The organism is Aquibaculum sediminis (genome assembly GCF_040712085.1).
Taxonomy (GTDB): domain Bacteria; phylum Pseudomonadota; class Alphaproteobacteria; order Kiloniellales; family DSM-21159; genus Aquibaculum; species Aquibaculum sediminis.
In genome coordinates this window covers 268,345-281,410 of record NZ_JBFCVK010000001.1, presented here as the reverse complement: position 1 = coordinate 281,410, position 13,066 = coordinate 268,345, and the positions used below count along the sequence as shown (strand labels likewise).

Below are 13,066 nucleotides of genomic sequence, written 5' to 3'. Positions count from 1 at the left end.
AAAGGATCCATGGTCACGCAAAGCACGCCACCGGGCGGCAAGGATGCCCCGCGAGACGACACGAAGGACGAGGCCGCGGATGCCAGCGCCGAGGTGCTCGATTTTCCTGAATCGGACGCTGCCGCGCCTTCGGAAGGAGAGGGTCTGGACAGCGACGATCCGTTCACCGTCCTGAAGGCTGAAGCCGATGGTCTGCGCCAGGAGGTTGCCGAGTTGAAGGACCAGTTGCTGCGCGCTCTGGCTGAGACCGAGAACGTGCGCAACCGGGCCAAGCGCGAACGCGAGGAGACGCTGCGCTATGCGGCGGCCCCCCTGGCCAAGGATCTGCTCCCCGTCGCCGACAACCTGCATCGCGCCGTTGAGTCGGTGCCGGCAGAGGCCGCCGAGTCTGACGAGCGCCTCAAGGGGCTGCTCGTGGGCGTGGAGATGACCGAAAAGGCGTTGCTGGACACGCTGGCCAAGCATGGCGTCGCGCGGGTCGATCCTCTGGGTGAGAAGCTGGACCCCCACCGCCACGAGGCCATGATGGAGGTGCAGGATCCCAGCAAGCCCTCGGGCACCGTCGCCCAGGTGTTCGAGATCGGCTACGTGCTGCACGAACGCCTGCTGCGGCCGGCGCGTGTCGCCGTCGCAAAGGGCGGTCCGGCGCCGGGTGCTGCCAAAGGCCCCGACGAGACCGCTAGAGACGAGTCCGCCGACGAAGAGCCGCAGTCCTGAGATTGCGTTGCGTACCCCAGGCGGACAGCCACCATTGTTGGCTGTCCGCCTGAGGACGCGTTGCTCAAGCCGGTGATCGGCGCTCTGGCGTCAAGCGGTCGATTGACGGCCGGCTTCGACCACCTTGTCGGCTTCGCGCCCGTGCAGTTCCTGCAGATGGTGGAATTCGGCGCTGTATGAGCCGACGCCGAGGGTCAGCGATCGCAGTTCGATGATCAGATCGCGCAGTTCCGCTTGCGGCATGTGGGCTTGCACCTCGTCCCAGCCCTGCCAGCCGGGCCGCGCGTCGAAGCCGAGGATCTGTCCCCGCCGCCCCGAAATCAGGCCATGGACGCGATTGGTCTGCTCCTGCGGCACGAAGATCGAGACCTTGCAGATCGGCTCCAGCAGCACCGGGTCGCAGGCCGGCAATGCTTCGCTCATGGCTTGGCGGCCAGCGGTTTTGAAAGCCATGTCTGAACTGTCGACGGCGTGGTGCTGCCCATCCAGCAATGTGACCTCCAGGTCGACCACCGGAAAGCCCAGCGGCCCTCGGCTGAGGTATTCCTTGATGCCGGCTTCCACGGCGGGGATGTAATTGCGCGGCACGGCGCCGCCCACGACCTTGTCATGAAAGCGGAAACCTTCCCCGCGGGGCAGGGGGTCGATCCTCACTTTGATGTCGGCGAACTGCCCGTGACCACCGGTCTGGCGCTTGAAGCGCGCATGCTGGTCGGTGCCCTTTCGGATCGTCTCCTTGTAGGCCGGAGTCGGCGGCTGGGTTACGACCGCGACATTGAAGCGGTTGCGCAGGCGCTCGACGGCGATTTGCAGGTGAATTTCACCCTGACCGGACAGGAGCAGTTCGTGCGTGTCCGGGTCATGGCGAAAGCTGAGTGATGGGTCTTCTTCGCAAAGACGCGTGAGCGATGCGGTCAGTTTGACTTCGTCCTGACGGTTTTCCGGCTGCAGTGCGAGGCTGTAGACTGGCGTCAGGGGCTCGGGCCAGTGCAGTTCTGCCGCAAACAGGCCCTTCTCCGTCACCAGATCGCCGGTGCTCAGCTTGTCCATGCGCGCCAGACCCAGCAGGTCGCCGGGCGCGGCTTCGGAAAGCTTTTCCTGGCTGCCACCCTTAAGACGCACAAGGCCGGAGAGGCGCTCGCCGCCTATGCTGACGTTCTCCTTGATCGAGCCATGCCAGAGCCGGGCCGCACTTACCTTTCCGGTATGGGGGAGGTGGAAGGTCTTGAAAACGCTGGCCACGAAACCGCCATTGCTTGCGGCGGGAACACCGAGCCGCTCGGCGGCGCGCTCATGACTCGGGGCCTCGTGCCGCAGGGCCTTGAGCAGGCGTCGCACGCCATGGTCGCTTTCCGCGGCGCCGAGCAGCACCGGCACGATGAGATCGTTTTGTAGATCCTTGGCGATTTCCTGATAGAGGGCGTCCGGCGGCGGTTCCTTGTCTTCGAGCAGCTGCTCCAGCAGCGCATCGTCGAAATCCGCCAGACTCTCCATCATCTCCCGGCGGGCTTCGCTTTCGCGTTCGCGCACGGCTTCCGGCATCTCGATCAACGCCGAGGGCTGGTTGGGCTGATAGCGCCAGGCGCGCTCGCTCACCAGGTCCACGAAGCCTACGACGGAATCACCTTCGCGGATCGGCACCTGGCGGAGCAGCAGCGGCCGGCTGGAGACGGCTTGCAGCGCCGCCAGCAGGTCCCGAATGCGTGCAGAGGCCCGGTCCATCTTGTTGACGAAGATGAGATGCGGAATCTGACGGTCGTCGAGAAACTTCAGCAGGGGCGACAGCGTAACCGCCTTGTCCGGTTCGGCTTCGGCCACGACCACGGCAATGTCGGCGATCATCAGCGCATTCATGGCGTCCTGCGCCAGCTCCACCGAGCCGGGGCAGTCGACCACGGCCCAGGGTTCGCCAAGATAGTCGAAGTGCGCCAGGTTTGGCTCGGTGCTCATCTGGCGTGCGCGTGCTTCCGGGGACGTATCTCCGAAGCTCGCGCCTTCACCGACCTTGCTCTTCCGAGGCACGGCCCCGGCGGCGAACAGAATCGCTTCCAGCAGACTGGTCTTGCCGGAGGTGTAGGGACCTGCAAGGACGGCGCAACGTGTGGTGGGAACCTGATCGGCCATGTTTTCCTCCCCTTTGTGCTCGTGCCTCTACGTCACGGGACTCGTTGCCGAGCCGCAGGCCGGGAGGCGCGCTGGGGCGGCAGTGGCCCGGTCGCGCATCCGGGCGGCCACTCTTTCCAGATTATGGTTTCAGAGCCGCGTGCTCACGGCAACCGGAAAGGTAACGCATCAGTTGTTGAGCGTGAGCGTCAGGACGCAGAGGTCACCCTGGCGTTCGGCCTTGGCGCGGTCAGCGGCGCGGCCGACCATGTAGCGGGCGAGCCGAAGCTGACCATCCTCTTCGAGCACCTCTTCGGAACTGGGGCGCTTGTCGCTCGGTTCCAACAGGATGCCGCGATAGGTGATGGTGACCTGCAGGCTGAACTCGTCGAAGCGGGTCGACAGGCCGATCAGCCCGCCGGGGATCGAGACCGGCGGTTGTTGCGGGCTGACCCTCACCGCATCCTGCACCAGCCCATGGTCCACCAGGGCGTCGATGGCCTCGATGGTCATGAACTCGGTCCGATAGACGAGATCCTGGGGCGCACCCCAGAGTGCTCCCTGGCCGGCAATGAACTCGGCAAGTTGCCGTTGATCGATGCTGTGGCTGTCCAGGGTGATGGCATTGCGCTGAAAGACGCCGAACCGGAAAATGAGGTTCAGTAGTACGGCTGTTGCCACCGAGATCGATAGCGGTGAACCCACCCAGGGCTGCAGCCAGTCGGGCGCGCCCTCGAAGTGCTCCGGGAAAACGAAGGCCGCCACACCCAGCGAAAACGCGATTCCCAGCACAAAGGTCTTGCGCGCATCCAGCATGCGCGAGGCAATCATCTGTATCGCCGAGGTGATGAGGAAGCAGCCGGAGAAGGTCAGCGCGGCGCCGACCACCGGCGCGGGCATGGCCAAGAGAAAGGCGCCGATCTTCGGCAGGAAGGCAACGAGGATCAGCAGGCCGCCGAGCACGAAGGCAATCACGCGGCTGTTGGCGCCGGTTGCTTCCGAAAGTCCGACAGCGCCCGAAGTCGAAGCCTGTCCGAAGCCGCCGAGCAGGCCCGCAACCACGTTGGTGGTGCCATCGGCCATGATGCCGCGGCCAAGTGAGCCCATCTCAGGACGCTTCCAGTCGGCATCCTCCACTTTCTGGGCCGCGGTTATCGCACCCAGCGCATTGAGTGCGATGGCCAGCGCAGCAATGGTAAAAGGCACAAGCAGGGCGGCATCAAAGTCCAGGCCCATGGTAAAGGGGCGCGGCAGGGCCACCCAGGGTGCCTCGCCGACCGCGGCCAGTTCGCGATGCCCGAAACTGCCCCAGGCCAAAGCGACAATGCAGCCTATGGCCACCCCCAGCAGAGAGCTGTAAAGCCGCAACTGCGCCGATCCCCAGATATTCAGCGCGACCATGCAGGTGAGGGCGAAGCCGGCGACAAGGACGCTGCTGCTTGCATCCCCGTGGGGCAGGCCGACCCCCAGAAAGTTACGCATGGCCAGGACCACCACGCTGAGCCCCACCATCAGCACCACGAAGCCGGCGATTTCGGCAGGAAAGATGGGGCGCAGGCGATGGATGACGCGCGACAGGGCCGCGGTCACCAGGCCACTGTAGACCATCATGCCAAACAGCAGCGGGAGCCCACCCGCCGCCAGGGCGCTGCCTGCTGCCGGCAGAAAGATGGTCGTGGTGGTCGGAGGCACGAGATAACCGGAACCCATGCCGCGCCAAGCCAGCGCCTGCAGGATCGCGCCCACTCCTCCGGCGACCATGGTCAGTGCGAGGAAGTTCCGCCCCGATTCCGCATCAAGACCCGCGATGCGTGCAACCGTCACGGCGACGATCAGGAAGATCGCCACGAGGGCGGCATGCTGAAGGGCGAGCACCGCCAGCGTGGCAGCCGGTGGAACGTCGCGGCGCGCATAGATCAGGGTTCTCGGGCGGCGAACCGGACTGACAGTGGCGATGGCCCTAGCCCCTTTTGCTTGCGGTCAACGACTCTTGTCTCCAAGATTAACCCGCAAGCCGGCCCATGCCTATGTTCAACCGTCGAGCGGCGTGACCGATCAATGATTAGTCGAATTTTTGCTGCGACGTCGCGAGACCCACGGCTTTGAATCTTTTTCTACGTCTCTGGATTATGGGGACCAGCATTGCCCTGGCGGCTGCTGCCAGCGCCATCGGCGCCTACATGCTGGTGAGTGAGCGGCAGGCGGAAGCCGAGGCGCATCACGAGGCAACCAGCATCGCGCGGCTTATCACCCATGCCATTGCCTTCGCCCCCTTTGAGGCCGGCGAGGGGCCGGAAGGCATCGAACTGCTGAGACAGCGCGCGCAGGAGATCATGGACACGGGACGCCTGCTTTCCGTTACCGTTACGAATCAGCACTCGGAGCCGCTGACCGAGGTGACCCCGCCGGGCCTGGAAGAGGAGGGCGCTTTTGCCGTTCTGGGAGCCGCACCCTTCGAGAGGGTTGTACGGCAACCTGTGTTGCATGTGATCACGCTGCCCGAGGCCTTCTATGTTTTCGCACCCTTGGTGGACAGCAGCGGGGACTCGCGCTTTGTGTTGGGCGTTGGTCTCCCGAAGGAAGTCTTGTCGATCGGCAACCGCTACGAGTTGCTCTTCGCCAGCCTCGCTTTGGCGCTCTCCGTGGTGCTGGGGTTGATTGCGGCGGCTGTTCTCACCGGTCAGGTCGCTCGCCCGATCGGACGGCTGGCGGCCGTCGCCGACCGGCTGGAAAGCGGACGCTTCAACACGGCGAGCATCACGCCCCTGATCGATCGGCGTGACGAGATCGGGCGCCTCGCGCGTGTGGTTCTGCGCCTCGTTCAGGCTCTGGATCACCTTGGTTTCGAGATGGACCGGGCCGCCGAGAAGGGACATCGGGACCAGAAGGATGAGGACCCGGACAACGGCGGTCCGCGCGATCCGGGGTGAGAGTCTTGGAAGAAAGCGAAAGCACTATCCTCACACTGGGGGACACTGAGGTGCCATTGCGCCTTCGCCGCTCCGCTCGCGCCCGACGCATCACGCTGCGCTTGGCGCCGGCGGAGGGCACCCTGGTGCTGACCTTGCCGCCTGGCGTGAAGCCTGAGGAGGCACTGGGCTTTGCCCGGCGTCAGGAGCAGTGGGTACGCGCGCGGCTGTCCCACCTGCCGCCGCGCGTTCCCTTCGGGAGCGGGTCCCAAGTTCCTTTCCTGGGTGACCTTCATGAGATCCGGCATGTGCCTCGGGCCAGGGGCGGCGTCTGGCGGGAAGAGGGAACCTTCTATGTGAGCGGCCAGGCGGAGCATCTGTCGCGACGCTTGCACGATCACCTGCGCCGTGAAGCGCGGAGTCACATGACTGCACACGCCCGCGAACTGGCCGAGGCTTTGCCGGAGGGTGCCCGACCCCTGCGCCGTGTGTCGGTGCGCGATACAGTCAGCCGCTGGGGGAGCTGTTCTTCGACCGGCAATCTCAGTTTCTCCTGGCGGCTGATCTTCGCGCCACGGTCGGTCCTGGAGTATGTGGTGGCCCACGAAGTGGCCCATTTGGTGCACATGGATCATTCCCCTGCGTTCTGGCGTCTCAACGGCGTCCTGTCGCCGCACGTTCGTGAGGCGCGGACCTGGCTGCGCCGCGAAGGCCCGCGCCTGCTGCGCTACGGCTGAAGGCGGAGAGAAAGCGAAGGCTTGCCAGGACCGGGAGTCCGGGCGAGATAGTGACGTCATGGAACCCCGGGTCACCGCTTCCACCGCTCCGGCGCCCCTGCCGCTGATCTACCCGGGCAGCCGGTTGCGCCTGCGCACTCTGATCTTCATTCGCTGGATCGCGGTGTTGGGCCAGTTGGTGGCCGTGGTGGCGGTACAGGCCGGGCTGGATTTCGATGTGCCGCTGGTGCCGGTGGCAGCGACCATCGGGACCCTGGCCTTGCTCAATCTCGTGACCGCTTTGCGGCACCGCGGCGCGATCTGGCTGCGGGACAGCGCGGCGCGAGTCTATCTCGCCTGCGATCTTCTGCAGCTTCTGGTGCTGTTGGGCCTGACCGGTGGTCTGCAGAATCCCTTTTCCGTTCTGATCCTGGCGCCGGTGGTGGTTTCCGCGGCGACGCTGTCGCGGCGCAGCACGATCCTGCTGTCCGTGCTTGCGGTGGCGGGCATTGCCGCGCTTGCGGTCCTGCGCCTGCCGCTGCCCTGGGGCGGGGCCGGGCTGGAGGTGCCGCAGCTCTATGTGGCCGGGATTCTGGTCTCCCTTATTCTGGCGGTGGTCTTCATTGCCGCCTATGTCTCCTCGCTGGCCCTGGAAGCCCGCCGCATGGCCGATGCCTTGGGAGCCACGCAACTGGCTCTGGCACGTGAGCAGCGCCTGTCGGCCTTGGGCGGCCTGGCCGCGGCGGCGGCCCATGAACTTGGCAGTCCGCTGGCAACCATCGCCGTGGTGGCGCGTGAGTTGGAACACGAACTGCCGGAGAATTTGCCCCCGGAGCATCCTTTGCGCGAGGACACGGCCTTGTTGCGCAGTGAGGCCGAGCGGTGCCGGCGCATCCTGGCCGAACTGGCCAACCGTCCGGACGAAGACGAGGACACGCCCTACCATCGCCTCCCGCTGTCGGCCCTGGTGGAAGCGGCGGCTCAGCCGCATGCCCATCCCGGAATAGCACTGCGGCTGCAGTTCGAGGGCCCGCAGGAAGCCCAGCCAAACGTGCCACGTCTGCCGGAACTGCTCCATGGACTGGGCACGCTGTTGCAGAATGCACTGCAGTTTGCGCGCAGCGAGGTGACGGTCGAGATCGCCTGGAACGACGTGCAGGCGCACATCACGATTCGCGACGATGGGCCGGGCTTCGACGAGGCCGTGCTCGGCGAGTTGGGCGAGCCCTATGTGTCCACCGGCAGCCGCGGCCGCCGCAGCGCTGGGATTGCAACCAGTTCGGCCAATGTCGAACAGTCACCGCGCCGGGACCGCGGTCGGGACACACAGACCGATGCGCACATGGGCCTCGGCATCTTCATAGCACGCAATCTCCTGGCTCATGCCGGCGCCAACGTGTCCTTTGCCAATTGCTCGGCCGGTGGGGCGGAGGTTGTCATCCATCTGCCGCTGTCACATCTTAAAGTCAGGAGTGAAGACACATGAGCCTGAATGCCGACCAGCGCCCCCCGGAAGGCCGCCGACTGCTGATCGTCGATGATGACGAGCGTTTCGCCCAGCGCCTCGCCCGCGCCATGGAACGACGTGGCTTCGCCGTCGACGTGGCGCTTTCGGTAGAGCAGGGCGTGGATAGCGCCCGCCGAAGCCCGCCGGAATACGCCGTCGTCGATCTCCGATTGGGCGATGGCAGCGGCCTCGATGTGGTGCAGGCGCTGCGCGACCTGAAGAGCGACGCGCGCATCATCGTGCTGACCGGCTACGGCAACATCGCCACGGCGGTTGCTGCGGTGAAGGTGGGGGCAACCGACTATCTGCCAAAGCCCGCCGATGCCGACCAGATCGAGGCAGCTCTGCTGGCCGAGGAAGGCTCCCTGCCGCCGCCCCCGGAGCAGCCCATGACAGTGGATCGCGTGCGCTGGGAGCACATTCAGCGCGTTTACGAGCAGTGCGATCGCAATGTGTCGGAGACCGCGCGGCAGCTTCGCATGCATCGCCGTACCTTGCAGCGCATTCTGGCCAAGTACGCGCCGAAGGGCTGAACGGTCTCAGAAATCCTTGGCCAGACGCAACGCGTCGTAGATCGCGGCGTGGATGTTGCGGGACGCCACGGCATCCCCGATGCGGTAGAGCTTGAAACGGCCGTCAGGGTTGCGGACCTCCTCCTGTGGCCGCCCGGCGATCAGGGCCTGGTAGTCGACGGCTCCAAGATTGCTGGAGGCTGGCTTGAGTACGAAGTAGAGCTCATCCAGGGGCAGGGTGCCATGCTCGACCACCACCTGATCGACCTGCCGGGTGTCCTCGATATCCTCCCCGTAGTCACTGCCGAGGCGGGCTGAGAGTCGGTTGCCCTCGCGGGTGACCGATAGCAGGCGCCGGGCGATGGTGATGCGCACGCCCCGGCGCTGGAAGACCGCGGCATAGTGGGCGTGGTTCACGCCGCCGATTTCCGGCGCGAAGTAGCGTTCGGGCGTGACGAGTTCCAGGCGCGCACCGGCGTCGATAATCGCCTCGGCAGTCTGTAGGCCCGGATGGGCACCATTGTCGTCGAACAGCAGTACATCTGCGCCCGGTTTGACGTCCCCGGAGAGGATATCCCAGCTCGACACCACCAGATCATTGCCGGCCTCGAAAATCTCGCTGTTGGGCAGGCCGCCGGTGGCCACGATGACAACATCCGGGTCCTCTGCCAGCACGTCGGTGGCCTCGGCCAGCAGGTTGTAGCGCATTTCCACCCCGGCAGCCGCGCAGCGTTCAAGGCGCCAGTCGATGATGCCGATCAACTCGCTGCGGCGCCGGTTGCGGGCGGCCAGGCGCACCTGTCCGCCTGCCTGGTCCGCAGCCTCCATCACCACGACTGCGTGACCGCGCTCTCCGGCGACACGGGCCGCCTCCAAACCGGCCGGCCCGGCACCGACCACCACCACCTTGCGCTTCGCGCCGTCGCTGGGGCGGATGACATGGGGCATGCTGGCCTCGCGGCCGGTGGCAGCATTGTGGATGCACAGGGCCTCGCGCCCTTCGTAAATGCGATCCAGGCAGTAGGTCGCGCCGACGCAGGGGCGGATCTCCTGCTCTCGCCCCTCTGCGACTTTGCGGGCGATGTGCGGATCGGCGATGTGGGCGCGGGTCATGCCCACCATGTCCAGTTTGCCTTCGGCGATGGCATGGCGGGCCGTGGCCACGTCGTTGATGCGCGCGGCGTGGAAGACCGGGAAGCGGGTCGCTGCCCTGACCTCGCCGGCAAAGTCCAGGTGTGGTGCGGCGGGTGTGCCGTGGATGGGAATGACACGCGCCAAGCCCGCCTCGGTGTCGATGCGCCCGCGGATGACGTTGAGGAAGTCGATGCGGCCGCCGGCCACCAGGCGCTGGGCGATCTCAACGCCCTCTTGTCGGCTCAGACCCTTGCGCCAGTCCTCATCGGCGACAAGGCGCAGCCCAACGATGAACTCCGGTCCCACGGCAGCACGCACGGCTTCAAGCACCTGATGGGTGAAGCGTAGTCGATTGTCGAGGCTGCCACCATAGTCATCCTGGCGTCGATTGGTTGCCGGCGACCAGAAACCGTCCATGAAGTGCCCGTATGCCTCGATCTCGATACCGTCGAGGCCGGCTTCCTGCATGCGCTGTGCGGCGGCGGCATAGTCGCGAAGGATGCGCTCGATGTCCCAGTCCTCTGCCTCCTTGGGAAAGGAGCGGTGTGCCGGCTCGCGGATGGGCGAGGGGGCCAGGATTGGCAGCCAGTGCCCCTGGTTCCAGGCGGTGCGGCGGCCCAGGTGCGTGATCTGGATCATCACCGCGGCGCCGGCCTCGTGGCAGTCGTCCGCCAGGCGGCGCAACCAGGGAACGATCTCGTCCTTGTAGGCGAGCAGATTGCCGAAAGCCTCGGGAGAGTCGGGCGAGACCACGGCGGAACCGGCGGTCATGGTGAGCGCGATGCCGCCCTTGGCCCGCTCCAGATGATAGAGGCGATAGCGATCCTTCGGCAGGCCATCCTCGGAATAGGCCGGTTCGTGGGCCGTCGCCATGAGGCGGTTGCGCAGCGTCAGATGCTTCAAGCGGTAGGGCTGGAGGAGGGGATCACTCAACATGGACTTGCCGGCGCCTTTCGCGTGAACAGTTTCCCAACAGCTATTCCGAGCTTTTCTTGCTTGTCCATGCCGAAGTCGCTGGGAGAACAGGCATAGCCGCTACCACATTCGCGCTCTTGTTAACCCCCTTTTATGATCCGCAACATCGTATGAACTCTGCCTATAGTCCGCCGCCTTCACACCCACGAACAGGGCGTCAGCGGACGAAAGGTGCGAGTCTCGCAAGCTCGTTCGCTCACCCCTTTTGCGAATGCAGGGAGAGCGACTATGGCAAAGTACCGAGCAGAGCTGCCGCAAATGCAGAGCGTACCCTTTCTGACGGACGCGGGCCTCGAGACCACACTGATCTTTCACGACGGATTGGACTTGGCGTACTTCGCAGCCTTCACTCTGCTGCGCGACGAGGCCGGGCGTGAGACGCTGCGCCGCTATTTCCGACAGCACGCGGAAATCGCCTTGGACAAGAAAGCCGGCTTCATTCTGGAAAGCGCCACCTGGCGGGCCAGCCCCGACTGGGCCGAGAAGTTGGGCTATTCGCCGGAAGACTTGGACGAAGCCAATCGACAGGCAATCGAAATGCTGCTCGATCTGCGCAATGAACTGGAGAACGACACCTCGCCCATGGTGGTAAGCGGGTGTTTGGGGCCGCGCGGCGATGGCTACGATCCCGGTCAGGTTATGACGCCTGAAGAGGCCCAAGCCTACCACGCTCACCAGATGCGGGTCTTTGCCGACAGCGGGGCCGACATGGCCACGGCGATCACCATGACCAACACGCCCGAAGCGATCGGGCTGGTCCGGGCCGCCCAAGCGGAGGGCATGCCAGTCGCAATTTCCTTCACCACGGAAACCGATGGCCGTCTGCCCACCGGAGAGAGCCTGGGCGAAGCCATTGCGGCAGTGGATGCAGCAACGCAAGCGGGGCCGGTCTACTACATGGTCAACTGTGCTCATCCCAGCCACTTCGCGGGCGCATTGGAAGACGCGCTCTGGATGGAGCGGGTCCGAGGCCTGCGCTGCAACGCCTCCAAGCGCAGCCACGCGGAACTGGACCAGGCGGAAGATCTGGATGCCGGCGATCCGCTCGAGTTGGGGCAGGACTATGCCGGGCTCTGCCGACGCTTCCCGCAGCTCACAGTGCTCGGCGGCTGCTGCGGCACCGATCACCGCCACATCGAGGCGATCGGACGTGCCTGTCTCGTTACGGCATAGGCAATGGAGTTTCAGTTATGGTTGAGCATGGTGCCGTTCAGTACAGTGCATGCGAGATTCGTCCGGCAGTTCAGGAAGATGCTGGTGCCATTGCCGAGCTGTTCCTGATCTCGTCCGATGGCATCGCCGGCTACATCTGGAGCGCGATGGCACAGCCCGGTCAGGCGCTGGAAGAGGTGGGCAGGGCACGTTACGCCCGCAGCGGTGTGCCCTTCTCCTATGAGAACTGCCTGATCGCTGAACGCGGCGGGGAGGTGCTGGGCATGCTTCACGCTTTCGAGATGCCGCCACGTGAACCGGGTGAGGTCGAGGAGGACCCGGTACTGCAACCCTATTCAGAGTTGGAGGATCCCGGGTCGCTGTACGTCTCAGGCTTGGCGATTTACGAGCCATACCGGAGCCAGGGCGTAGGGGCGGCCTTGATGGACGCAGCCGAGGACTCGGAGACGGCTCGCCGGCTGGGCCGCATGTCCCTCATCTGTTTCGAGGGCAATGAGCGGGCCATGGCGTTCTATCGGCGGCGCAACTATCGCGAACTGGACCGTCGCCCCATCGTCCCGCACCCGAGCCTGCACTTCAGCGAAGGCAATGCCGTCCTCTTGGGTCTCACTCTGTAGTGAAGCAGCCTTCGGCGCTATGCCCGAAGCGGAGCGAAGTAGTGCCGAACCAGGTTGTGCGCATCTTCCGGCATGCGATAGCTGCCGGGTGAACGCAGATAGCCAGTAAAAAGGCCGGTCATGTAATCGTGCAGGCCAAGGGCCAGCAGGCGTGGATCGGACTCGGGCGGCAGGACGCCTCGCTGCAGTTTGCGGGTAAAGAAGGCGGCCAGGCGCTGGGTGCTTTCTTCCTTTGCGGCCTGCATGCGGGCGAGCAGGGCTTCGGTATCGGGTGTGGCTTCGCACTTCAATAGAACGACCGCAAAGCGTCGGCGAACCTCTGCGTCCTCATGCAGACGCAGCAGCGATTTCACGCAGAAGCGTTCCAAACGCTGCAGGGCATTCGGCCCATCATCGGCGAAGATGGCGTTGGCCACGTCCTGCATGGGCAGGACGGCCTGCTGGTGGATCGCTTCGAAGAGCTCCGCCTTGTTGCGGAAATGGTGATAGATTGCGCCGCGGGTGACGCCGGCGGCCAGGGCGATCTGCTCCAGGGTTGTGCAGGCGACACCGCGCTCATAAAAAGCGTCCAGTGCGGCCGCGCAGATCGCCTCGCGCGTTGCCTGTGCTTCGGCTTTGGTTCGTCTCACGGCTCAGAGATCCCACGTGCCTGGGGCAGCTGGGTGCGGCCGGGTCCGGAATGACAAAGCACGACCAGCCCTTC

Annotated in this window: 11 protein-coding genes; 7 read left to right on the top strand and 4 right to left on the bottom strand. The window is 65.2% G+C overall.

What is annotated here, in order from left to right; all coding sequences use genetic code 11:
• The first annotated feature begins 9 nt into the window (after nt 1–9).
• Nucleotides 10–717, top strand: a complete 708-nt coding sequence (locus tag ABZ720_RS01310) for a nucleotide exchange factor GrpE (protein WP_366553000.1) — start codon at nt 10–12, stop codon at nt 715–717.
• A 90-nt stretch (nt 718–807) separates the two neighbouring features.
• On the opposite strand, the gene ABZ720_RS01305 is transcribed toward ABZ720_RS01310, so the two are convergent.
• Both ABZ720_RS01305 and ABZ720_RS01300 read right to left on the bottom strand, forming a co-directional pair.
• Nucleotides 808–2,841 (bottom strand): elongation factor G, encoded by a 2,034-nt coding sequence (locus ABZ720_RS01305; RefSeq protein WP_366552998.1) that lies wholly within the window; start codon nt 2,839–2,841, stop codon nt 808–810.
• 168 nt (nt 2,842–3,009) lie between these two features.
• Nucleotides 3,010–4,695 carry a uracil-xanthine permease family protein gene (locus tag ABZ720_RS01300; protein ID WP_366552996.1) on the bottom strand — a complete coding sequence of 562 codons (1,686 nt, stop codon included), beginning with the start codon at nt 4,693–4,695 and terminating at the stop codon, nt 3,010–3,012.
• Between the two features lie 254 nt (nt 4,696–4,949).
• On the opposite strand from ABZ720_RS01300, the gene ABZ720_RS01295 reads away from it, so the two are divergent.
• Genes ABZ720_RS01295 through ABZ720_RS01280 form a run of 4 tightly spaced genes read left to right on the top strand, consistent with a single transcriptional unit; the run spans nt 4,950 to nt 8,485 of the window.
• Nucleotides 4,950–5,750 carry a HAMP domain-containing protein gene (locus ABZ720_RS01295; protein ID WP_366552994.1) on the top strand — a complete coding sequence of 267 codons (801 nt, stop codon included), beginning with the start codon at nt 4,950–4,952 and terminating at the stop codon, nt 5,748–5,750.
• Nucleotides 5,751–5,800: 50 nt separating this feature from the next.
• Nucleotides 5,801–6,466: a M48 family metallopeptidase gene (locus ABZ720_RS01290; RefSeq protein ID WP_366552992.1), complete on the top strand. Its 666-nt coding sequence runs from the start codon at nt 5,801–5,803 to the stop codon at nt 6,464–6,466.
• A gap of 58 nt (nt 6,467–6,524) precedes the next feature.
• Nucleotides 6,525–7,931, top strand: coding sequence for an ActS/PrrB/RegB family redox-sensitive histidine kinase (locus ABZ720_RS01285; protein ID WP_366552990.1), 1,407 nt, complete (start codon nt 6,525–6,527; stop codon nt 7,929–7,931).
• Nucleotides 7,928–8,485 (top strand): ActR/PrrA/RegA family redox response regulator transcription factor, encoded by a 558-nt coding sequence (locus ABZ720_RS01280; RefSeq protein ID WP_366552988.1) that lies wholly within the window; start codon nt 7,928–7,930, stop codon nt 8,483–8,485. The genes ABZ720_RS01285 and ABZ720_RS01280 overlap by 4 nt, the downstream gene beginning before the upstream one ends.
• Before the next feature lie 6 nt (nt 8,486–8,491).
• On the opposite strand, the gene ABZ720_RS01275 is transcribed toward ABZ720_RS01280, so the two are convergent.
• Complete coding sequence (locus ABZ720_RS01275) at nt 8,492–10,534, bottom strand: oxidoreductase (RefSeq protein ID WP_366552986.1); 2,043 nt, start codon at nt 10,532–10,534, stop codon at nt 8,492–8,494.
• Between the two features lie 267 nt (nt 10,535–10,801).
• On the opposite strand from ABZ720_RS01275, the gene ABZ720_RS01270 reads away from it, so the two are divergent.
• The gene (locus tag ABZ720_RS01270; RefSeq protein WP_366552984.1) at nt 10,802–11,746 is read left to right on the top strand and encodes a homocysteine S-methyltransferase family protein; all 945 of its coding nucleotides are present in this window, start codon (nt 10,802–10,804) and stop codon (nt 11,744–11,746) included.
• 17 nt (nt 11,747–11,763) lie between these two features.
• A complete protein-coding gene (locus ABZ720_RS01265) occupies nt 11,764–12,363 on the top strand; it encodes a GNAT family N-acetyltransferase (protein WP_366552982.1) in 600 nt (199 codons plus the stop codon).
• 17 nt (nt 12,364–12,380) lie between these two features.
• Here the strand turns inward: ABZ720_RS01265 and ABZ720_RS01260 are convergent, their stop codons facing one another.
• Nucleotides 12,381–12,992: a TetR family transcriptional regulator gene (locus ABZ720_RS01260; RefSeq protein ID WP_366552980.1), complete on the bottom strand. Its 612-nt coding sequence runs from the start codon at nt 12,990–12,992 to the stop codon at nt 12,381–12,383.
• Nucleotides 12,993–13,066: the final 74 nt, after the last annotated feature.